At 72.7% G+C, this 20,972-nt stretch carries 19 protein-coding genes; 17 read left to right on the forward strand and 2 right to left on the reverse strand.

Annotation, left to right across the window (positions count from 1 at the left end):
* Positions 1–213 precede the first annotated feature (213 nt).
* The 14 genes from ACWY4P_RS41925 to der all read left to right on the forward strand — a co-directional run bounded on the left by ACWY4P_RS41925 (position 214) and on the right by der (position 16,651).
* Complete coding sequence (locus ACWY4P_RS41925; protein ID WP_456206059.1) at positions 214–1,923, forward strand: CTP synthase; 1,710 nt, start codon at positions 214–216, stop codon at positions 1,921–1,923.
* 101 nt (positions 1,924–2,024) lie between these two features.
* Positions 2,025–2,651: an NUDIX domain-containing protein gene (locus tag ACWY4P_RS41930; RefSeq protein WP_456206061.1), complete on the forward strand. Its 627-nt coding sequence runs from the start codon at positions 2,025–2,027 to the stop codon at positions 2,649–2,651.
* Positions 2,652–2,832: 181 nt separating this feature from the next.
* Positions 2,833–5,088, forward strand: coding sequence for a tetratricopeptide repeat protein (locus tag ACWY4P_RS41935; RefSeq protein ID WP_456206063.1), 2,256 nt, complete (start codon positions 2,833–2,835; stop codon positions 5,086–5,088).
* Positions 5,089–5,278: 190 nt separating this feature from the next.
* Positions 5,279–6,394, forward strand: coding sequence for an alanine dehydrogenase (gene ald / locus ACWY4P_RS41940; RefSeq protein WP_456213238.1), 1,116 nt, complete (start codon positions 5,279–5,281; stop codon positions 6,392–6,394).
* Between the two features lie 362 nt (positions 6,395–6,756).
* Positions 6,757–7,923, forward strand: coding sequence for a ParA family protein (locus ACWY4P_RS41945; protein WP_456206065.1), 1,167 nt, complete (start codon positions 6,757–6,759; stop codon positions 7,921–7,923).
* Positions 7,908–8,504, forward strand: a complete 597-nt coding sequence (locus ACWY4P_RS41950; RefSeq protein ID WP_456206067.1) for a hypothetical protein — start codon at positions 7,908–7,910, stop codon at positions 8,502–8,504. The genes ACWY4P_RS41945 and ACWY4P_RS41950 overlap by 16 nt, the downstream gene beginning before the upstream one ends.
* A gap of 68 nt (positions 8,505–8,572) precedes the next feature.
* The gene (locus tag ACWY4P_RS41955; protein WP_456206069.1) at positions 8,573–9,934 is read left to right on the forward strand and encodes a segregation/condensation protein A; all 1,362 of its coding nucleotides are present in this window, start codon (positions 8,573–8,575) and stop codon (positions 9,932–9,934) included.
* Positions 9,931–10,638 carry an SMC-Scp complex subunit ScpB gene (scpB, locus tag ACWY4P_RS41960; protein WP_456206071.1) on the forward strand — a complete coding sequence of 236 codons (708 nt, stop codon included), beginning with the start codon at positions 9,931–9,933 and terminating at the stop codon, positions 10,636–10,638. Before ACWY4P_RS41955 ends, scpB begins: the two co-directional genes overlap by 4 nt.
* Entirely contained in the window at positions 10,638–11,765 is a 1,128-nt protein-coding gene (locus tag ACWY4P_RS41965; protein ID WP_456206073.1) for a pseudouridine synthase, read from the forward strand. Before scpB ends, ACWY4P_RS41965 begins: the two co-directional genes overlap by 1 nt.
* Before the next feature lie 181 nt (positions 11,766–11,946).
* Positions 11,947–12,309 (forward strand): chorismate mutase, encoded by a 363-nt coding sequence (gene aroH / locus ACWY4P_RS41970; RefSeq protein WP_456206075.1) that lies wholly within the window; start codon positions 11,947–11,949, stop codon positions 12,307–12,309.
* Complete coding sequence (locus tag ACWY4P_RS41975; RefSeq protein WP_456206077.1) at positions 12,306–13,403, forward strand: prephenate dehydrogenase; 1,098 nt, start codon at positions 12,306–12,308, stop codon at positions 13,401–13,403. The genes aroH and ACWY4P_RS41975 overlap by 4 nt, the downstream gene beginning before the upstream one ends.
* A 259-nt stretch (positions 13,404–13,662) precedes the next feature.
* Positions 13,663–14,376 carry a (d)CMP kinase gene (gene cmk, locus ACWY4P_RS41980; protein WP_456206079.1) on the forward strand — a complete coding sequence of 238 codons (714 nt, stop codon included), beginning with the start codon at positions 13,663–13,665 and terminating at the stop codon, positions 14,374–14,376.
* 116 nt (positions 14,377–14,492) lie between these two features.
* Entirely contained in the window at positions 14,493–15,116 is a 624-nt protein-coding gene (locus ACWY4P_RS41985) for a lysophospholipid acyltransferase family protein (protein WP_456213239.1), read from the forward strand.
* A 74-nt stretch (positions 15,117–15,190) separates the two neighbouring features.
* Positions 15,191–16,651 carry a ribosome biogenesis GTPase Der gene (der, locus tag ACWY4P_RS41990; RefSeq protein WP_456206081.1) on the forward strand — a complete coding sequence of 487 codons (1,461 nt, stop codon included), beginning with the start codon at positions 15,191–15,193 and terminating at the stop codon, positions 16,649–16,651.
* Positions 16,652–16,705: 54 nt separating this feature from the next.
* Here the strand turns inward: der and ACWY4P_RS41995 are convergent, their stop codons facing one another.
* Together ACWY4P_RS41995 and ACWY4P_RS42000 are read right to left on the reverse strand one after the other, a co-directional pair.
* Positions 16,706–17,122 carry a hypothetical protein gene (locus tag ACWY4P_RS41995; RefSeq protein WP_456206083.1) on the reverse strand — a complete coding sequence of 139 codons (417 nt, stop codon included), beginning with the start codon at positions 17,120–17,122 and terminating at the stop codon, positions 16,706–16,708.
* Positions 17,123–17,421: 299 nt separating this feature from the next.
* Entirely contained in the window at positions 17,422–18,216 is a 795-nt protein-coding gene (locus tag ACWY4P_RS42000; protein ID WP_456206085.1) for a hypothetical protein, read from the reverse strand.
* A gap of 272 nt (positions 18,217–18,488) precedes the next feature.
* Between ACWY4P_RS42000 and ACWY4P_RS42005 the strand changes: the two genes are divergently transcribed.
* The 3 genes from ACWY4P_RS42005 (at position 18,489) to ACWY4P_RS42015 (ending at position 20,913) form a co-directional block, all read left to right on the forward strand.
* Positions 18,489–19,739, forward strand: a complete 1,251-nt coding sequence (locus ACWY4P_RS42005) for a glycosyltransferase family 4 protein (protein ID WP_456206087.1) — start codon at positions 18,489–18,491, stop codon at positions 19,737–19,739.
* Entirely contained in the window at positions 19,739–20,635 is an 897-nt protein-coding gene (locus ACWY4P_RS42010) for a hypothetical protein (protein ID WP_456206088.1), read from the forward strand. Before ACWY4P_RS42005 ends, ACWY4P_RS42010 begins: the two co-directional genes overlap by 1 nt.
* 107 nt (positions 20,636–20,742) lie before the next feature.
* The gene (locus tag ACWY4P_RS42015; protein ID WP_456206089.1) at positions 20,743–20,913 is read left to right on the forward strand and encodes a hydrophobic protein; all 171 of its coding nucleotides are present in this window, start codon (positions 20,743–20,745) and stop codon (positions 20,911–20,913) included.
* Positions 20,914–20,972: the final 59 nt, after the last annotated feature.

The raw sequence follows: 20,972 nt of genomic DNA on the forward strand, positions 1-20,972 counted from the left end.
TCGGATCCCGGCGGCCGATCGGGTGGCCAGGTCACGCAAGGTGTTCGAGCGGTTGCGGAGACGTGCCCCCAGCGGCCGCGGATCGGCACTGATACCCTGGTAGCCCGTGGAGCGGTGGGCGCAAAACCCCCGAACCTCATGCACGGCGCCCCCGGAATACCGGGGCGGTCGCCGGACCTCGCACCCTCACCTCGCGACCACGGGAGCCCCCTCTTGGCCATTGCCGCTAAGCCCACGACGACCAAGCACATCTTCGTCACCGGGGGTGTCGCTTCCTCACTCGGCAAGGGCCTGACCGCCTCCAGCCTGGGTGCCCTGCTCAAGGCGCGCGGTCTGCGCGTGACGATGCAGAAGCTGGACCCGTACCTCAACGTCGACCCCGGCACCATGAACCCGTTCCAGCACGGCGAGGTGTTCGTCACCAACGACGGTGCCGAGACCGACCTGGACATCGGCCACTACGAGCGGTTCCTCGACGTCGACCTCGACGGCTCGGCCAACGTCACCACCGGCCAGGTCTACTCCACCGTGATCGCCAAGGAGCGGCGCGGCGAGTACCTCGGCGACACCGTGCAGGTCATCCCGCACATCACCAACGAGATCAAGCACCGCATCCGGCGGATGGCGACCGACGACGTGGACGTCGTGATCACCGAGGTCGGCGGCACCGTCGGCGACATCGAATCGCTGCCCTTCCTGGAGGCCGTGCGCCAGGTCCGCCACGAGGTCGGCCGGGACAACGTCTTCGTGGTGCACATCTCCCTGCTGCCGTACATCGGCCCCTCCGGCGAGCTCAAGACCAAGCCCACCCAGCACTCGGTCGCCGCCCTGCGCAACATCGGTATCCAGCCCGACGCGATCGTGCTGCGCGCCGACCGCGAGGTTCCGACCTCCATCAAGCGCAAGATCTCGCTGATGTGCGACGTCGACGAGGCGGCCGTGGTCGCCTGCGTCGACGCCAAGTCGATCTACGACATCCCCAAGGTGCTCCACTCCGAGGGCCTGGACGCCTATGTCGTGCGCCGCCTCGACCTGCCCTTCCGCGATGTCGAGTGGACCCAGTGGGACGACCTGCTCAAGCGGGTCCACCAGCCCGACCACGAGGTCACCGTCGCCCTGGTCGGCAAGTACATCGACCTGCCCGACGCCTATCTGTCGGTCACCGAGGCGCTGCGCGCGGGCGGCTTCGCCAACAACGCCCGCGTCAAGATCAAGTGGGTGACCTCCGACGACTGCCGCACCGCCGCCGGTGCCCGGCAGCAGCTCGGCGACGTCGACGCGATCTGCGTCCCGGGCGGCTTCGGCGACCGCGGCGTCAACGGCAAGGTCGGCGCGATCACCTACGCCCGCGAGAACAAGATCCCGCTGCTCGGCCTGTGCCTGGGCCTGCAGTGCATCGTCATCGAGGCCGCGCGGAACCTGGCGGCCATCGAGGGCGCCAACTCCACCGAGTTCGAGCCCGCCACCAGCGACCCGGTGATCTCCACCATGGCCGAGCAGCTGGACATCGTCGCGGGCGAGGGCGACATGGGCGGCACGATGCGGCTGGGCATGTACCCGGCGAAACTCGCCGAGGGCTCGATCGTCCGCGAGGTCTACGCCGACCAGCCGTACGTCGAGGAGCGCCACCGCCACCGCTACGAGGTCAACAACTCCTACCGCGGCGAGCTGGAGAAGAAGGCCGGCCTCGTCTTCTCCGGCACCTCGCCCGACAACAAGCTGGTCGAGTACGTCGAGTACCCGCGCGAGGTGCACCCGTACCTGGTCGGCACCCAGGCCCACCCGGAGCTGCGCTCCCGACCCACCCGCCCGCACCCCCTCTTCGCGGGCCTGGTGAAGGCCGCGGTGGCGCGACACTCCGGGCAATCCGCGCAGCCCGCCGCGCAGGCGGCTCCGGCGGCCGGACAGCGCGCCAAGGCCTGAGGGATACGGTTGACCTGGGCGGGGAGCGGCTCGCGCCGCCCCGCCCAGGCCCCCTTGTACGTTCCCGGGCCGTTCGTTGACGAGAGGACGCTGAGTCGAGCATGCGCATCAAGGACACCCCCGAGGAATGGCAGGTCACCGCCACCACCACGCCGTTCACCGGCAACAAGACCAGCGTGCGCACCGACGAGGTCGTCATGCCCGACGGCTCCAGGACGACCCGCGACTACCAGGTCCACCCCGGGTCGGTCGCCATCCTCGCCCTCGACGACCACGGCCGCGTCATCGTGGTGCGCCAGTACCGCCACCCGGTGCGGCAGCGGCTCTGGGAGATCCCGGCCGGCCTCCTCGACATCCCCGGCGAGAACCCGCTGCACGCGGCGCAGCGCGAGCTGTACGAGGAGGCGCACGTCAAGGCCGAGGACTGGCGCGTGCTCACCGACGTCTACACCTCGCCGGGAGGCTCCGACGAGGCCGTACGGATCTTCCTGGCCCGGGGGATCTCGGAGGCCGAGGGCGAGCGCTACGAGGCGGACCACGAGGAGGCGGACATGGAGCTCGCCCGCGTCCCCCTCGACGAACTGATCGTCGGCATCCTCGCGGGCGAGCTGCACAACACCTGCCTGACGGCCGGTGTCCTGGCGGCCCACGCCGCGCAGACCGGCGGCGGCTTCGAGTCCCTGCGCCCGGCGGACGCGCCCTGGCCGGCCCGCCCCTTCGAGGCGTAGCCACAACCAACCCCGGGAGCCCGCCCCGATCCGAACATCCGCGCATCCGATCAGGTGATTTTCCCCCCGCCGTATCGGCCGGGAGTGCCGAAGTGCTGACGCGCGGTGAACTACGCTCGGAGTGACTCCCGACCGCACCCGCGGCGGGCTCGTACGCGCAGGTGGACGGGGATGGGGCCCAGTGGCGGAGCAGGTGGTCGACACCGATGGGGGGCCGACTCCCCGGAAGCGGCTGCCGCCGCCTGTCGGCGAACCGCAGCCCCGTCCCGCACCCCAGCCCTGTCCCGCGTCGGCGCCCGCGCCCGCGCCCCGCCGCGCCGCCCCGCCGCTCCAGACCGACGGGCGCGCGGAACCTCCTGCCGCAGCCGGGCGTGGCGAGTCCCCCGCCGGGCGCGCCGAGTCCCCCGCCGGGCCGCAGGACGACGCCGGCGGGCTGTGGAGCGGCGCGACGCGGGCCGTGTTGTTCGCGGCGGCGGCGTCCGTGGGGAGCGGCTTCGCGGGGCGGCGGCGCGAATTGCTGTCGTTGCGGGCCGACATCGACCGGGCCGGCCTGGACACCCTCGCCGGCCGCAAGGCCCCCCGCAGCCGGGTGCTGCTGATCGCGGGCCGCCCCGGTTCGGGCCGTACCGCGCTGGCCGAGGAGCTGGTGCGGCGGCTGGCCGAGGAGTACCCCGACGGGGTCCTGCGCGCGCGGCTGGCCACGTCCGGAGGCGATCCCGTACCCCTCGAGCGGACCGCCCGCGAACTGCTGGCCGTGCTCGGGGTGTCCGTCCAGGCAGGGGCGGACGAGGACGAACTCTGCGAGGCGCTGCGCGACGCCCTGGCCGGGAAGCGCGTGCTGCTGCTGCTCGACGACGCGCCCGGCGCCGAGCAGGTGGACGCGCTGTTGCCGGACGCGCCGGACAGCCTGGTCGTCGCCGTCTCGCGCGGCCCGCTGACGGGGGTGCCGGACGTGCGGCCGTGCACGCTCGGCGGGCTCGATGTGAGCGCGGCCATCGGGCTGCTCGCGCAGTATGCCGGGACCACCCGAATCACCTGCGACCCGGTGGCCGCGCAGTCCCTGGTCGAGGAGTGCGGCGGCCAGCCCGCCGCGCTGGTGCTGGTCGGCGGCTGGCTGGCGGCGCGCCCCCAGGCGTCGGTCGCCGACGCGGTGAAGCGGCTGCTCGAGCTGCCGCCGACCGTCGGCGACCAGGACCGGGGCGCGCGCCCGCTGGCCCGCGCCTTCCGGCTGGCGTACGAGGCGCTGCCGCCGGCCGCCGCCCGGCTGCTGCGGCTGCTGGTGCTCGCGCCCGGCGGCTGGGCCGACGCGCAGATAGCGTCCGCGCTGGCCGGCTGCTCGTTCTCGGACGCGGAGGCCGCGTTGGAGGGCTTCGTCGCGCACGGGCTGTTGCGCCCGCTGGCGGAGGGCCGGTACCAGGTGCCCGGCTGCCTCGACCCGATGCTGCGCGCGGCGCTGCGGGCCCAGGAGCGCCCGGCCGAGGTGGAGCTGGCCGGGGCCCGGATGCTGGAGCGGACCGTACGGCAGCTGCACGCCTGCCGCCTGGCCGCCCAGCCGCCCGGCTCACCCGCCCGCAAGAAGCTGGCCGGAATGCCGAGGCCGCTGAGGTTCGCGTCGTCGTCGGCCGCGGCCGGCTGGCTGGAGTCGCGGCTGCCGGTGCTGCTGGAGATCGCCCGGCTGGCCGTCGAGGACGGCGGGCTCGACACGCTGGCGCGCCGGTTGGTGGCGGGCCTGGCGCATGCGCTCGGCGCCCACCGCGGCGCCGAGGAGGCCGCCCCGGAGCTGTACGGGCTGCACCGGCTGGTGCTCGATGTGGCCCGCCGCCGCGATCTGCCGGTGGAGGAGGCCGCGGCGCTGCTGAACCTGGGCGACCTGGACGCGCGCGCGGGCCGGGTGGAGGAGTCGCTGGTCCGCTACAAGCACGCGCTGGACGCGGCCCGGGAGGCGGGCGACCCGTACACCACGGGGCGCTCGCTGGAGTCCATCGGCGGTACCTACGAGGACCTGGGGGACTGGCACCGGGCGGCCGACTGGTACGGGCGGGCGCTCCAGCTGCGGCTGTCCCGCGGCGACCGCATCGGCGAGGCGCGGCTGTACGAGCGGCTGGGCACGGTCCAGTCCCGCACCGGGCAGTGGGGCGAGGCGCTGCGCGCCTGGCGGGCGGCCGGGGCCGCGTTCCGCCGGGCGGGCAATCCGCAGGGCGCGCTGCGGGCCGCGGACGCCCTGGACCGGCTCGGCGACCCGGCGGCGGCGGATGCGCACCGGCGCGCCGCGCGGCGGCTGGCGGCGCGACAACGGGGCGGCAGTGGGGCGGGGAGAGAACAGGGCGGCAGTGGGGCGGGGAGAGAACAGGGCGGCAGTGGGGCGGGGAGAGAACAGGGCGGCAGTGGGGCGGGGAGAGAACAGGGCGGCAGTGGGGCGGGGGCCGAAGGCAGCTGAGCAGGCGCAGTGACCTACGAAATCAGTAGCGGATCAGCTAAAGCTTGTTGCAATGCAAGGCTGGACAGCGCGGCATCCTTCATTAGACTGGCTGTACCGCGATTGTTGCGGCCATCTCCGGCATGCGGACGCATTCCGGTTTGTCTGCTTAAAACCCGGATATCCCCCTGATTCAAGGACCGTGATCGACGTGAAGGTCGGCATCCCCCGCGAGGTCAAGAACAACGAGTTCCGTGTGGCCATCACCCCCGCCGGTGTGCATGAGCTGGTCCGCGACGGCCATGAGGTCTTCGTGGAGCGGGGGGCCGGCCTCGGTTCCTCCATCCCGGACGAGGAGTACACCGCCGCCGGCGCGAGCATCCTCGGCTCGGCGGACGATGTCTGGGCCACGGCCGACCTGCTGCTCAAGGTCAAGGAGCCCGTCGCGGAGGAGTACCACCGGCTGCGCAAGGACCAGACCCTCTTCACCTACCTTCACCTGGCCGCCTCCCGGGAGTGCACGGACGCGCTGCTGGGGTCCGGCACCACCGCCATCGCCTACGAGACGGTCGAGACCGCGAACCGCGCGCTGCCGCTGCTCGCGCCGATGTCCGAGGTTGCGGGCCGGATCGCGCCGCAGGTCGGCGCGTACCACCTGATGCGGTCGGCCGGTGGGCGCGGGGTGCTGCCCGGCGGTGTGCCGGGCGTGGCCGCGGCCCGGGCCGTGGTCATCGGCGGCGGCGTCTCCGGCTGGAACGCCGCGCAGATCGCCCTCGGCATGGGTTTTCACGTCACCCTGCTCGACAGGGACATCAACAAGCTGCGCGAGGCCGACAAGATCTTCGGTAATCGGGTGCAGACCATCTCCTCCAACGCCTACGAGTTGGAGAAGGCCGTGCTCGCCGCCGACCTCGTCATCGGCGCGGTGCTCATCCCCGGGGCCAAGGCGCCCAAGCTGGTCACCAACGAGATGGTCTCCCGGATGAAGCCCGGAAGTGTACTTGTCGACATCGCGATCGACCAGGGCGGCTGCTTCGAGGACTCCCGGCCCACCACCCACGCCGAGCCGACCTTCGTGGTGCACAATTCGGTCTTTTACTGCGTGGCCAACATGCCGGGCGCGGTGCCCAGCACCTCCACCCACGCACTCACCAACGCCACGCTGCCGTACATCGTGGAGCTGGCCCACCGCGGCTGGCGGGACGCGCTGCGCCGGGACGCCGCGCTGGCCAAGGGGCTCAACGTCCATGAGGGGGAGGTCGTTTACGGCCCGGTCGCCGAGGCGCACGGCCTGTCGACCGTCGAACTGAGCTCGCTGGTCGGCTGAAGCCGGGTGAGCGGTCAACGTCGACCGTCAACAACAGGTCAATAACGGGCATCCGGCCGGGTCTTGCCGTAGGGCGGGGTCCGGCCGTTGATGTGTCCGATACGACCCGTAACGCGATTGACAGGCCGCTCGGCCAACTCGCCCTAAAAGTAACTATTCAGACGCTTTGCCCGTCGAGGAATCCTCGCTTCGCACCCCATACGCCCTTGACAGCGCGGTGTTCGATTGCCGACACATCGTGCCGTGTCCGGTGGATTGTGTTGCTGCGAACCGCCGACACGCCATAGAGTCGCCAACCGTCGGCATGGTGTCACGCTGACCTATCTAGAAATTTCCTGGTCACCAAGGAGGTAGGACGACTTGTGAATGAGTCGACATTTTCTCCCGGGGGTGGTCAACCAGGATCGGCTGCGCGGGCCCAGGGTCCCGCGGGGCTCGAGGCTGTCGGCTCTGTCGCTGTCCGCACCTTCGCCACGCACCAGAACATGACGACAGCCCACCAGAGTCAGAGCATGGACGGCCATCACGTGAACGCCATGGCCGGCGACCGGGGGGGCATGGATCCCGCCCGCTTCGCCGCCTACGACGACCTCCCCGACGGGCACTTCTACGACCCGGACGCCGAGTACGAGCCGGACCCGGAGTACGCGGCCACGCTCGCGCCCGACGCGGCCCGCCAGCGACGCGAACGCGTCGGCCCCACCGGGCGACCGCTGCCGTACTTCCCGATCCCCGGACCGCTGACCGACCACGGCCCCGCGAAGATCATCGCGATGTGCAACCAGAAGGGCGGCGTCGGCAAGACCACCTCCACCATCAACCTCGGCGCGGCCCTCGCCGAATACGGACGCCGGGTCCTGCTCGTCGACTTCGACCCGCAGGGCGCACTGTCGGTCGGCCTCGGCGTCAACCCGATGGAGCTCGACCTCACGGTCTACAACCTGCTCATGGAGCGGGGCATGGCGGCCGACGAGGTGCTGCTGAAGACGGCCGTGCCGAACATGGACCTGCTGCCCAGCAATATCGACTTGTCGGCCGCCGAGGTGCAGCTGGTCAGCGAGGTCGCCCGGGAGTCCACCCTGCAGCGCGCGCTCAAGCCGCTGATGGCGGACTACGACTACATCGTCATCGACTGCCAGCCCTCGCTCGGCCTGCTCACCGTGAACGCGCTCACCGCGGCGCACAAGGTGATCGTGCCGCTCGAGTGCGAGTTCTTCGCCCTGCGCGGTGTGGCGTTGCTCACGGAGACGATCGAGAAGGTCCAGGAGCGGCTCAACCCCGAGCTCGAACTGGACGGCATCCTCGCCACGATGTACGACTCGCGCACCGTGCACAGCCGTGAGGTCCTGGCCCGCGTGGTCGAGGCGTTCGACGACCACGTCTACCACACGGTCATCGGCCGCACGGTCCGCTTCCCCGAGACCACGGTCGCGGGTGAGCCGATCACCACGTACGCGTCCAACTCCGTCGGTGCCGCCGCCTACCGCCAGCTCGCCAGGGAGGTGCTCGCCCGGTGTCACGCCGAGTGAGTCTGCCGGGAGCCGACGAACTGTTCCGCACCACCGGAGGAATGGCGCTGCAGTCGTCCTCCCCCGCGTCCTCCCGCCGCCAGAACGGCGGGGAGGCGCGGGTGCCCGCCCCCGCCAGTGACCCCGACACGGCCGCTGACGGGGCCGAGGGCGGCCCGGGGGAGCGACGGGCGACGGAGGACGCGGAGCAGTCCGGCACGGCCGAGCACAGCGGCCGGGAGACCGCCGCCCGCCCCGACGCCGTCGGCGACCGCCGCCCGGCCGGCGGCGGGGAGCGGCGGGGCGGCCGCCAGCCGCAGGAAGGCCCGTCCGCGCCGGCCCAGGCGGGCCCGTCCCGCCGCCGCAGCCGCGCGGCCAACCGCCGCCCCAGCGGCCGCGAGCGCCACGACGAGAAGATCACGGTCTATGTCTCCGCCGAGGAGCTGATGGACCTCGAGCACGCCCGGCTCGTGCTGCGCGGCGAGCACGGGCTCGCCGTCGACCGCGGCCGGATCGTCCGCGAGGCGGTCGCGGTCGTCCTCGCCGACCTCGAGTCGCGCGGCGACGCGAGCATCCTGGTGCGCCGCCTGCGCGGTCGCTGACGGGGTCGGGCGGTAGCCTGCCCGCTCGTACGGGCCGCGCCGCCCGACCCCCCGCCACCTGGACCGCGATGCCCACGAACCACACCCCCGCCCAGCCCTCTCGCCCATCCCGCCGCACCCTCGGCCGGGGCCCCGGCACGGGTCCGCGCGCGACGGGCACCGCACACGGGGACCAGGCCCCGGGCCCCGACGCCCCACTCGCCGAGCCGGCGGAGCCTGCCGAGCCCGGCGCCGAGCCGACGGCCGACGCGGCCCCGCTCACCGAGGTGGCCGACACGGGGCAGGCGGGTCCCTCGGACGCCGACAACGGCGCGGAACCCACGTACAAGGCGGCGCCCACCGACGCGGCGCCCGCCGCCGAACGCCCGGCTCACCCGAAGCCGCCCACCTCCGGGCCTCCCACGCCGGAGCAGCCCCCTGCCGCGGGCGCCGCGGTAGGCCACGACGCGGGGGAGGTGACGGGGGGCGGGGTCGGCTCGGCGGACCTGGGGCAGGGCACGAGGGAGGGCCCCCACGAGGCGGAGGGCCCCCACGACGTGGAGGGCTCCGGCGACGGGGATGCGCGTGCGGGCGGGGACGGTCAGGGCAGGTTCACTGTGCGGCTGGCGAACTTCGAGGGGCCCTTCGACCTCCTGTTGCAGCTGATCTCCAAGCACAAGCTCGACGTCACCGAGGTCGCCCTCTCCAAGGTCACCGACGAGTTCATGACGTACATCCGGGCCATGGGGCCGGACTGGGACCTCGACCAGACCACCGAGTTCCTGGTCGTCGCCGCGACCCTGCTCGATCTCAAGGCCGCCCGGCTGCTGCCCGCGGCCGAGGTCGAGGACGAGGCCGACCTGGCCCTGCTGGAGGCCCGGGATCTGCTCTTCGCGCGCCTTCTGCAGTACCGCGCGTTCAAACAGATCGCGGACATCCTCAACGACCGGCTGATCGCCGAGTCCCGCCGTTACCCCCGTACCGTGGGCCTGGAGCCGCACCACGCGGACCTCCTCCCCGAGGTCGTCATCAGCATCGGCGCGGAGGGCTTCGCGAAGCTGGCCGTGAAGGCGATGCAGCCCAAGCCCAAGCCGCAGGTGTACGTCGACCACATCCACGCCCCGCTGGTCAGCGTCCGGGAGCAGGCCGAGGTCGTGGTGGCGCGGCTGCGGGAGCTGGGGGAGGCGAGCTTTCAGACGCTGACCGAGGACGCGCCCGATGTGCTGACCGTCGTCGCGCGGTTCCTGGCGCTGCTGGAGCTGTACCGGGAGCGCGCGGTGCACCTGGACCAGGAGGAGGCGCTCGGCTCGCTCATGGTGCGCTGGACGGGCGCGGAGGGGCGGCAGCCGCTGGTGACCGACGAGTTCGACCAGGAAGCGCAGCAGGGCCGGAAGCAGGAACCGCGGGCACAGGAACCGCGGCCGCAGCCCGAAAAGGAGGCAGAGACGTGAGCGAGCAGCAGCCATCCCGCACCGCCGAGGCCCCGGCCGGGGCCTCGGACCTTGCCGGGCTCGAGCTCAAGCCCGCCCTGGAGGCCGTGCTCATGGTCGTCGACGAGCCTGCCACCGAGGAGCACCTGGCCAAGATCCTGGACCGGCCGCGCCGGGCGATCCGGGGCGCGCTGCGCGAACTGGCCGACGAGTACGCCGCACAGGGCCGCGGCTTCGAGCTGCGACTGGTCGCGGGAGGCTGGCGCTTCTACACCAGCCCCGCCTACTCCGCGGCCGTCGAGCGCTTCGTCCTGGACGGCCAGCAGGCCCGGCTCACCCAGGCCGCTTTGGAAACCCTCGCCGTAGTCGCGTACCGTCAGCCGGTCAGCCGTTCCCGCGTCTCGGCCGTACGCGGAGTGAATTGCGATGGCGTGATGCGGACCCTCCTTCAGCGCGGTCTGGTGGAGGAGGCGGGAACGGAACCCGAAACAGGTGCGATCCTGTATAGGACGACGAACTACTTTCTGGAGCGGATGGGCCTGCGCGGCCTGGACGAGCTTCCCGAGCTCGCCCCGTTCCTCCCAGAGGCGGACGCGGTCGAGGGCGAGTCCCAGGAGGGGCTGCCGTCCTTCGACCCGGACGCACCGGACCCGCACGACGACGACAACCAGGGCCACGACGACAACCAGGGCCACGACAGCGGCCACTCTCAGACGGAATCTTGATGCGAAGCAGCGGCAGGAACAGCAGGGGCACCGGCGGCGGGCAGAACTACCGGGGCGCGGGCAACGGGCGCGACGACAAGCAGAAGCGCACGGGCCGGCCCCGTCCCGAGGAGCGCCGCTACGACGCGGGCGGTGGCCAGCCCGGCGGCCCGAAGAGCGGCGGCCCGAAGGGCGGCGGCCGGGGGAGCGGAGGCCCGAAGTCCGGTGCCGGAACGGGCGGCGCGGGGACCAGCGGTGCCAGGACCGGCGGCGGCCAGGGCGGTGGCCCCAAGGGCGCCGGCCGTGGCCGTAAGCCCGCCGCCCCGGCGCGCCCGCGCGAGTACGAGGCGCAGATAGAGGAGCGCAACCGGGCCCGGCACGACAAGCCGCGGGTCAAGTCGCCCAAGACGTTCCCCGGGGCCGAGCAGGAGGGCGAGCGGCTGCAGAAGGTCCTCGCCCGCGCCGGCATGGGCTCGCGCCGCGCCTGTGAGGAGCTCATCGACCAGGCCCGGGTCGAGGTCAACGGCAAGATCGTCACGGAGCAGGGGCTCCGCGTCGACCCGGAGAAGGACGAGATCAAGGTCGACGGGCTGACCGTCGCCACCCAGTCGTACCTCTTCTTCGCGCTGAACAAGCCCGCGGGCGTCGTCTCCACCATGGAGGACCCGGACGGCCGCCAGTGCCTGGGCGACTATGTCACCAACCGCGAGACCCGGCTCTTCCACGTCGGCCGCCTCGACACCGAGACCGAGGGCATCATCCTGCTCACCAACCACGGCGAGCTGGCCCACCGCCTCACCCACCCCCGCTACGGCGTCATCAAGACCTACCTCGCCGCGATCCAGGGCCCCCTCCCGCGCGACCTCGGCAGGCGGCTCAAGGACGGCATCCAGCTCGAGGACGGCTACGCCCGCGCCGACCACTTCAGGGTCGTGCAGAACACCGGCAAGAACTACCTGGTCGAGGTGAGCCTGCACGAGGGGCGCAAGCACATCGTGCGGCGCATGCTCGCCGAGGCCGGCTTCCCGGTCGACAAGCTGGTGCGTACGGCCTTCGGCCCGATCGCGCTGGGCGACCAGAAGTCCGGCTGGCTGCGGCGGCTGACCAACACCGAGGTCGGCATGCTGATGCGCGAGGTGGAGCTCTAACCCTCGCGTTCCATTCCCTCCCATCCCGTTTCCCCCGCCGCGTCCCATCCCGTCCCATCCCGCCGCCGGTGACGGTGGGTGTCCGCAGGGTGGTCGCGGCGGCCTCACCCCCGGTCCGCCTCGCTAGGCTGACCGGGGGCGTCGGGACGGACGCGGGGGCGGCACGGAAGGGAGCACAGACGTGGCGGTACGAGCGGTCCGCGGGGCCGTCCAGCTGGAGCGGGACGAGCCGCAGCACATGCACGAGCAGGTTTCCGCGCTGCTCACCGCCATCCTGGAGCGCAACGGCCTGACGCCGGACGACCTGATCAGCGTGTGGTTCACGGCCACCCCTGACCTGCACAGCGACTTCCCCGCCGTCGCCGTCCGCAAGCTCGGGATCACCGACGTGCCGCTGATCTGTGCGCAGGAGCTCGATATCGCCGGGGCCATGCCGCGCGTGGTCCGCATCCTCGCGCATATCGAGACCGGCCTGGCCAAGTCCGATCTCGCCCATGTCTACCTCGGCGCCGCCGCCGCCCTCCGTAAGGACATCGCCCAGTGAGAACCGCCCTCGTCATCGGCACCGGCCTGATCGGCACCTCCGTGGCGCTCGCCCTGGCGGGCCGCGGGGTCCGGGTGTATCTCAGCGACCACGACCAGGACCAGGCTCGTACCGCGGCGGCCCTCGGCGCCGGCACGGCGGAGGAGCCGGAGGGGCCGGTCGACCTGGCGGTCGTCGCCGTACCGCCCGCGCATGTGGCCCAGACGGTCGCCGAGGCGATGCGCCGGGGCGTGGCGCGCGGCTTCCTGGACGTCGCCAGCGTCAAGGGCGGGCCGCGCCGCGAGCTGGAGGAGCTCGGCTGCGACCTGACCCGGTACCTGGGCACGCACCCCATGGCGGGCGCCGAGCGCTCCGGGCCGTTGGCCGGGACGGCCGACCTCTTCGAAGGGCGGCCGTGGGTGCTCACGCCCACCAGCGCCGCCGGCGGGGCCACCGACACCGAGGTGCTCAACCTCGCGCTCGAGCTGGTCGCGCTGTGCCGGGCCGTGCCCGTGGTGATGGACGCGGACGCCCACGACCGGGCCGTCGCGCTGGTCTCGCACACCCCGCAGCTGCTCTCCAGCATGGTCGCGGCGCGGCTGGAGGACGCGGACGAGACGGCGGTGCGGCTGTGCGGGCAGGGCATCCGCGATGTGACCCGGATCGCCGCCTCCGAGCCCGCGCTGTGGGTCGACATCCTCTCCGCCAACCCGGGCCCGGTGGCCGACATCCTCGCCGCGGTCGCCGCCGACCTCGACGAGACGGTCCGCGCGCTGCGCGCACTGCAGTCGGCCGACGAGGCCAAGCGCGGCGACGGCGCGCAGGGCATCGAGGACGTGCTGCGGCGCGGCAACGCGGGGCGCGAGCGAGTACCGGGCAAGCACGGCGCGGCCCCGGCCGCGTACGAGACGGTGTCGGTGCTCATCGGCGACCAGCCCGGCGAGCTGGCCCGGATCTTCGCCGACGCGGGCCGCGCGGGGGTCAACATCGAAGACGTACGGATCGAGCACGCGACCGGCCAGCAGGCCGGCCTGATCCAGCTCTTCGTCGAACCCCATGCCGCGCCGGGCCTCACGGCCGCCCTGAGAGAGCGGGGCTGGTCGATCCGGCAGTGACCGCCGTTCGGCGGACGGAGTCCGACGCAGCCGTCTCGAAGCCCGGGAGGCGCTCCGGCGCCGAGCGGTGCGAGGGCGGCAATGTGGGGGAGATGCGGGGCTGGTCGATCCGGCAGTGACCGGCGGCCGCGGAAATACCGGCAGTGACCGGCGGCCGCGGAAATATGGGCTGGCACGGGGTTGGTCCATCCGGCAGTAACCTTGTGCGAGGCTCTTCAGGGGCCCGCGAAACCGCCCGTGCGCAAGAAACGCAAGAAAGGTGTCTGTCACCGTGGAAACCGCCGCCCGGACCGCCCCGGCAGCAGTGATTGTCGCGATCGACGGCCCCGCAGGCACGGGCAAGTCCAGCACCTCCAAGGCCGTCGCGGCCAAGCTCGGCTTCGGCTACCTCGACACCGGCGCCCAGTACCGGGCGATCACCTGGTGGATGGTGAACAACGGCATCGACGTCGAGGACGCCACCGCCGTGGCCGACGCCGCCGTCAAGCCCGTCATCGTCTCCGGCACCGAACCGGCGGCCCCCACCATCACCGTGGACGGCGTGGACGTCTCCGGCCCGATCCGTACCCAGGAGGTCACCTCCAAGGTCAGCGCGGTCAGCGCGGTCCCCGAGGTGCGGGCGCGGATCACCGAGCTGCAGCGGTCCATCGCCACCGAGGCGCCGCGCGGCATCGTCGTGGAGGGCCGGGACATCGGCACCACCGTGCTGCCGGACGCCGACGTCAAGATCTTCCTGACCGCCTCCGCCGAGGTGCGGGCCGCCCGCCGCAGCGGGGAGCTGAAGGGCAAGGACGCCACGGACCTGGCGGCCACGCAGGCCGCGCTGGCCAAGCGGGACGCCGCCGACTCGGGCCGCAAGACCTCGCCGCTCGCCAAGGCGGACGACGCGATCGAGGTGGACACCACCGACCTCACCCTTGAGCAGGTCATCGAGTGTGTGGTCACCCTCGTCGAGGAGAAGCGTTCCGCGTGACCCAAACCCCCAACAAGGCCAACAAGGCCAACAAGGCCGACAGAACCGCCAAGGCCTCCGCCGCGTTGCCCAGCGCGGGCGGCGCCGCGGTCGGCCGCCGGATCGGCATCGGACTGATGTACGGGCTGTGGAAGCCGCGGGTGCTGGGCGCCTGGCGGATTCCGGCCACCGGTCCGGTCATCCTCGCGGGAAACCACTCCCACAACCTGGACGGCCCGATGCTGATCGGCACCTCGCCGCGGCCGGTGCACTTCCTGGTCAAGAAGGAGGCGTTCGTCGGTCCGCTGGACCCCTTCCTGCGCGGGATCGGGCAGCTGAAGGTGGACCGGGCGAGCGCCGACCGGACGGCGATCACGGACGCTCTGGGTGTGCTGGAGCGCGGCGGAGTGCTGGGGATCTTCCCGGAGGGCACCCGCGGCGAGGGCGACTTCGCCTCGCTGCGCGCCGGGCTCGCCTACTTCGCCGTACGGTCGGGCGCCCCGATCGTGCCGGTGGCGGTGCTGGGCACCGCGCGGCCGGGCGGGCCGGGGAGCACGCCGCGGCGCAGCCGGGTGGCGCCGGGGCTGCCGCCGCTGCGCAGCCGGATCGATGTGGTCTTCGGCGACCCCTTCGAAGCGGGCGACGGCAGCGGCCGGCGGACCCGCTCGGCCCTGGACGAGGCGACCGCGCGCGTCCAGAAGCGGCTGGGAACGCATCTGGCGGACGCCAGGCGGCTCACCGGCCGTGTCGGCCATCCATAGACGTGACACACCCGCGGGCCGTACGGGCTCGTGGCAGCTGCGGACAGCAGCGAAAGACGACGAGGAATGACTTCATGAACGACCAGATCCAGACCGGCGCGGCGCACGGTGAGCTTGGCGACGCCGAGTACACGGAGTTCATGGAGCTCGCCGCGCAGGAAGGCTTCGACCTGGAGGAGGTCGAGGGCGACTTGGCCGCGGCGGGACATGGCCCGCTGCCCGTCCTCGCCGTCGTCGGCCGCCCGAATGTCGGCAAGTCGACTTTGGTGAACCGCATCATCGGCCGCCGGGAGGCGGTCGTGGAAGACCGTCCGGGCGTCACCCGCGACCGGGTGACCTACGAGGCCGAGTGGTCCGGCCGCCGCTTCAAGGTCGTCGACACCGGCGGCTGGGAGCAGGACGTGCTCGGCATCGACGCGTCCGTGGCCGCGCAGGCCGAGTTCGCCATCGAGGCCGCCGACGCGGTGGTCTTCGTGGTGGACGCCACGGTCGGCGCCACCGACACCGACGAGGCCGTGGTCAAGCTGTTGCGCCGGGCCGGGAAGCCCGTGGTGCTGTGCGCCAACAAGGTCGACGGCCCCAGTGCCGAGGCGGACGCGGCGATGCTGTGGTCGCTGGGCCTGGGCGAGCCGTACCCGGTCTCCGCGCTGCACGGCCGCGGCACCGGCGACATGCTGGACGCCGTGCTGGAGGCGCTGCCCGAGGCCCCGGCCCAGACCTTCGGCGCCACCGTCGGCGGTCCGCGCCGCATCGCGCTCATCGGCCGCCCGAATGTCGGCAAGTCGTCCCTGCTGAACAAGGTGGCGGGCGAGGAGCGGGTGGTCGTCAACGAGATGGCGGGCACCACCCGCGACCCGGTCGACGAGCTGATCGAACTCGGCGGCGTGACCTGGAAGTTCGTGGACACGGCCGGTATCCGCCGCCGGGTGCACCTCCAGGAGGGCGCGGACTACTACGCCTCGCTGCGCACCGCCGCCGCCGTGGAGAAGGCCGAGTTGGCGGTCATCCTGATCGACGCCAGCGAGTCGATCAGCGTCCAGGACCAGCGGATCGTCTCGATGGCGGTCGAGGCCGGGCGCGCGATCGTCGTGGCGTACAACAAGTGGGACACGCTCGACGAGGAGCGCCGCTACTACCTCGAGCGCGAGGTCGAGACCGAGCTGGGCCAGATCCAGTGGGCGCCGCGGGTCAATGTCTCGGCGCGCACCGGCCGTCACATGGAGAAGCTGGTCCCGGCGATCGAGACCGCGCTGGCCGGGTGGGAGACCCGGGTGCCGACCGGGCGGCTCAACGCCTTCCTCGGTGAGATCGTCGCCTCCCACCCGCACCCGGTCCGCGGCGGCAAGCAGCCCCGCATCCTCTTCGGGACGCAGGCCGGGACCAAGCCGCCGCGCTTCGTGCTGTTCGCCTCGGGCTTTCTGGAGGCGGGCTACCGCCGGTTCATCGAGCGGCGGCTGCGCGAGGAGTTCGGGTTCGAGGGGACTCCGCTTCAGATCTCGGTGCGGGTGCGCGAGAAGCGCGGCCGCAAGAAGTAGCCGCGCGGCAAGCGGCTTCCGCGGGCGGAAGCGGTCACGGGCGGGGGCGCGGGTTCAGTACCCGTGGCCCCGCCCGTCGCGCTGTCCGGGCGGCAGCGCGGGCAGATAGGTGCGGTGGTGGCGCCCGACGGGCTCCCAGGTCCCGGTGTGGCCCCCCACGTAACCACCCGTGTAGCCGCCCGTGTGACCCGCATGCCCGTGGCCTCCCGTATGACCGTGCCCGCCCAGCGGACCGTGGCCGCCCGTGTGGCCCGGGTAGCCGCCCGTGTGGCCGTGGCCGCCGCTGGTCAGCCCGCGGGGCTGGCCGGGCTGCCCGATGGCGCTGAACGCCGTGAACCCCAGGTCCTCCTCGTCCGAACGGTCGCCGGGCAGGGCCCGGAACATCCTCCGGTACTCCGCGTACAGCGCGTCGTAGATCGGCGTGGCGGAGGGCCGCCGGTGATCGCCCAGGGTGTCCTGCGCCGGGCGCATCGCCGGAATGTGGGCGTGATGCAGGGCCCGGGCGGGTGGGGGATACGTGGCCCGGGCGGGTGGGGGATACGGGGCCCGGGTGGGCGGGGGATAAGGAGACCGGGCCGGCGGGAGGGACGAGGCTCGGGGGAGCGGGTCATACGGGGCCCGGGAGGGTGGGGGAGAAGAGGATCGGGAGGGAGGGTCGTATGCGTGCACGTATGTGCCAACGACCCGGCCGCCCGTCGGATGCGGGATCGGCGGTGAATGGGCCGCGTGTACGAGGTCGGCGCGGCGGGGTGCGGGCGCGGTCATGCGGATCAGGAGCCCGCGAGCGGCATGGTGGCGCCGACCAGGGCGCCGCGCGCGGCGGCCCGGTCCAGGGCGGTGCGCAGCTGGTCCTCGCGCGGCTGGGTGCCGATCGTGCCGGCCGCGGCGGCGTAGAGCAGCACCTGCCGGGAGCGGCCGACGGCGGACCGCCAGCCGTCGCTCACCGGCATCGGGTGGTGGGCCTGCCACCACGCCACGGGCGCGCCCCCGCCCGGGGCCGGCATCAGCACGGCGTGCAGCTGCCCCGCGGCCAGCAGCACGGACCAGCCGGGGATGGGCGCCGGCGGCCGGCCGAGGTCGTACACGGGCAGAAAGCCCTGCTCGGTCAGGAGCGGCAGGAAGTCATCGCCCGGGCCGCCGATGCCGGGCCGGGCGATCGGCTCGGTCGGCTCGATGACGAGCGCGGGCCGGGCCTCGCCGCCGACCAGAACCACCCCGCTGGTGACGCCGAGCACCGCCTGCTGGGTGTCGGCGGCGGGGGGCGGTTCGGGGGCGGGCGGCGAGGCCTCCTCGGCGGTGATGGACCGCACGGCGCCGCGCAGCTGCTCCTCGGAGACCGGGACGACCTGGGAGGGGACGCAGGTGGCGTGCGCGAAGGCGAGCACCGCCGTTTCCTGGCCCACGAAGAGCACGGTGCTGGTGCGCTCCTGGTCGGTGTTCCCGGGTGTGCGGCAGGAGGTGCAGTCGTAGCTGCCCGGGGCGTTCTCGCCGGCCAGCAGCCGGTCGGCTTCTTCGTCGCCGATCTCGGCGCGTACGTCGTCGCTGACGTCGAGCATGCGCGGCACGGGTGGCTCCTCGGTATCGGTCCGTGTGCCGGGCGGTTTCCCGGCTCCATGTAGTCAACGGGCCATCCGCGGCGTGGTCACTGCACTTGAGGCTCTGATGAGCTAAGGCCGGTAAAAGTTCCGCACGTTAGCTACCAATTTGACATATGTTCAAGAACAAGACGGTGATGGAGCCCAACCCAGCAACCGTTTCCCAAGTCTGACTCAGTGATAGGCGGACGAGTAAGGCTGTCCGCGGGGAAACGGTGGGAAATGGTTGGATACCGGGACGGATGCATATCTCATTCCTGATTCACAACGCGTACGGGATCGGCGGGACGATCCGGACCACGTACAACCTCGCCCGCACGCTGGGCGAACAGCACGACGTGGAGATCGTGTCGGTGTTCCGCCACCGCGACGTGCCGGTCTTCGACCCCGGCCCGAACGTGCGGCTCAGCCATCTCGTGGACATCCGCAAGAAGAGCCCGGCCTACGAGGGGGCGGACCCTGACCACGCCCGCCCCGCGCGGGTCTTCCCGAGGAGCGAGGGCCGGTACAAGCAGTACAGCCGGCTCACCGACCGGCGGATAGCCGAGCATCTCGGGCGGCTGGACGCCGATGTCGTCGTCGGCACCCGCCCCGGTCTCAATGTGCACATAGCCCGTGAGGCCCGCCGCGGGCCCGTGCGCGTCGGCCAGGAGCACCTGACCCTGAGCACCCACTCCAAGGCGCTGAGGCGGACGCTGCGCGGCGCCTACCCCCGGCTGGACGCGGTCACCACCGTCACCCAGGCGGACGCCGAGACCTACCGGGGCCAGATGCGGCTGCCGGGCGTACGGCTGGAGGCGGTGCCCAACAGCGTGCCCGAACCGGGCCTGGAGCCCGCCGACGGCACCGGCAAGTGGGTGGTGGCGGCCGGCAGGCTCGCCCCGGTGAAACGCTACGACCTGCTGATACGGGCGTTCGAGAAGGTCAGCGCGGCACGCCCCGACTGGCGGCTGCGGATCTACGGCGGCGGCGACCAGCGGGCCAAGCTGCGGGCCCTGATAGACAGGCTGGGCCTGTACAACCACATCTATCTGATGGGCCCCGCCAACCCCCTCGACCCGGAGTGGGCCAAGGGCTCCATCGCCGCCGTGACCTCCAGCATGGAGTCCTTCGGGATGACCATCGTCGAGGCGATGCGCTGCGGTCTGCCGGTGGTCTCCACCGACTGCCCGCACGGGCCCGCCGAGATCATCGACGACGGCGTGGACGGCCGCCTGGTCCCCACCGGAGACGTCGACGCCATCGCCGCGGCCCTGCTGAACCTCATCAACGACGACGACTTGCGCCGGCGGATGGGCCAGGAGGCGCTGAAGCGCTCCGCCCGCTTCGACCCGTCCCAGGTGGCCGGGCGCTACGAGTCGCTCTTCAGCGACCTCGTGGCGCGCAGCACTCTGCGCGGCACCCTGCACCGCGCCCGCGGCACCCTTCTCAGCGGTGTGTTCGCGACGAAGGACGTGGGCCACTCGATGTTCGGAAGGGCGCGTGCCGCGTGATGAAGCCCTCTGAAACGGCTGCTGCCACGGCCGCTGACACGCCCGCCGCGTTCGCTCCGCCGCGCGCCGACTGCGTGGCGGACTCCGCCGGCGGGCTCACCTTCCATGTCACCGACTGGGTTCGTCCCGGGACGGAGGCGGGGTCGGACGCCGCGCTGGTGCTGGTGCGCCGGGGCGCGGACTCCGGCCGCGAGGACGAGGTGCGGCTGCCGCTCGTGCCCGCCGAGGACGGCAGGCTCCAGGCCGCGCTGCCGAGCACGGTGCCGCTGCCGGAGGGGCGCTGGGACGTCCATATGGCCCTCGGCGAGGCCGGTCAGCAGCGGCTCGCGCCGGGCCTGAACGATCTGCGCTCGCTCGTCGACCGCAGGCCGGGCCCCAGCACCTCGCCGCTGGCCGTCCGCATCCCGTACCCGACCAAGCACGGCAACCTCTCGCTGCGCAGCTGGCGCCGCGCCCCGCACGCCGAGGCGGCGGAGCTCCGCGTCGAGGGCGGCGGGCTGGCGGTGCGCGGCCGGCTGTACCGGGTGGAGCACCCGGCCGAGTGGCTGGCCGGCGCGGTCGCCGAGGCCCGCTTCCGGACTGAGCCTTCGCGGGTGTGGACGGGGCCGCTCGAGGTGGAGGGCGGCGCGGGCGGCACGGAGTTCTCCTTCACGCTGCCGCTCGCGGAGCTGGCGGACGGCTGGAAGGGCGGCGAGGAGGCGTGGGACCTGTGGCTGCGCCCGGCCGACCCGGACGCGGCCCCGGCGCGGCTGGCGCGGATCCTGGACGACATCCCGGACAAGAAGGAGATCTTCACCTACCCGACGCAGCCGGTCGCCGCTCCGCACGGCGCCGCGGAGGCCGGTCCGTACTACACCGTCAACAACGATCTGGCGGTGCGCGTCGAGAGCGCCTAGCGGGCGGGGGCCTTGAGGGCGGGCCGGTATTGACGGGCCGGTATTAACCTGGACACAAGCGGCATATATTGCGCATAAGGGGAACTCGCACCGCGGAGGTGTGAACGATGATGCCCGTCATTCTGGTCCTGCTTCTCGCCGTGGTCCTGTTCGGGGTCGGGTTCGCCGTCAAGGCACTGTGGTGGATCGCCCTCGCGGTCCTGGTGGTCTGGGTGCTCGGCTTCCTGTTCCACCGCACCGGGGCGGCCGGACACCGGACGCACTGGTACCGCTGGTGAGCGGCGACACCAGCGGTCGGCGCCGCGTCGGCGCCGCTTTCCCGGCCGCCGAGGACAGG

It is taken from the genome of Streptomyces sp. LZ34, from assembly GCF_053890475.1.

Coding starts and splice junctions, on each gene's coding strand:
- ACWY4P_RS41930 (WP_456206061.1), top strand. CDS start 2,025: ATGCGCATCAAGGACACCCCCGAGGAATGGCAGGTCACCGCCACCACC.
- ACWY4P_RS41955 (WP_456206069.1), top strand. CDS start 8,573: ATGCCCACGAACCACACCCCCGCCCAGCCCTCTCGCCCATCCCGCCGC.
- ACWY4P_RS41965 (WP_456206073.1), top strand. CDS start 10,638: ATGCGAAGCAGCGGCAGGAACAGCAGGGGCACCGGCGGCGGGCAGAAC.
- ACWY4P_RS41985 (WP_456213239.1), top strand. CDS start 14,493: ATGTACGGGCTGTGGAAGCCGCGGGTGCTGGGCGCCTGGCGGATTCCG.
- der (WP_456206081.1), top strand. CDS start 15,191: ATGAACGACCAGATCCAGACCGGCGCGGCGCACGGTGAGCTTGGCGAC.
- ACWY4P_RS41995 (WP_456206083.1), bottom strand. CDS start 17,122: ATGCGCCCGGCGCAGGACACCCTGGGCGATCACCGGCGGCCCTCCGCC.
- ACWY4P_RS42005 (WP_456206087.1), top strand. CDS start 18,489: ATGCATATCTCATTCCTGATTCACAACGCGTACGGGATCGGCGGGACG.
- ACWY4P_RS42010 (WP_456206088.1), top strand. CDS start 19,739: ATGAAGCCCTCTGAAACGGCTGCTGCCACGGCCGCTGACACGCCCGCC.
- ACWY4P_RS42015 (WP_456206089.1), top strand. CDS start 20,743: ATGATGCCCGTCATTCTGGTCCTGCTTCTCGCCGTGGTCCTGTTCGGG.